This window comes from Bowmanella yangjiangensis, from assembly GCF_017255015.1.
GTDB lineage: Bacteria > Pseudomonadota > Gammaproteobacteria > Enterobacterales > Alteromonadaceae > Bowmanella > Bowmanella yangjiangensis.
The window spans coordinates 1-295 of the sequence record NZ_JAFKCS010000875.1; the positions used below are offsets into that span (position 1 = coordinate 1).

The 295-nt window shown below is 61.4% G+C and carries 1 protein-coding gene; it reads right to left on the bottom strand.

Annotation, left to right across the window (positions count from 1 at the left end; all coding sequences use genetic code 11):
• Positions 1–78 precede the first annotated feature (78 nt).
• Positions 79–295, bottom strand: a 217-nt coding sequence (locus tag J0A65_RS27045; RefSeq protein WP_206597240.1) for a PaaI family thioesterase, incomplete at its 5' end; no start/stop codon positions are given.

A 295-nucleotide genomic window follows, 5' to 3' on the forward strand; every position in this document is an offset into this window, starting at 1 on the left:
GTTCTGTAACGACTGCGTGATTCGACAACAAAGAAACCCGGCCTAGGCCGGGTTTCTTTTTATGGGCAGGATGCTGCCTCAGATCGGCAAGGCGTATGTCCCGGTCACGTGAGCCACCAGCTCAGCCTCGTTCCCCGCCGAATACAGCGAAACCTCACAGACGGCCTGGCGCCGACTCAGGCGCAGGATGCTCGCCTCGGCCAGCAGGTCCACGGGCTGGGGTTTGACCAGGAAGTTGATGTTGAGATTGGAGGTCACCGCCATCTCCACGCGCCCCAGACGCCCCAGTACCACG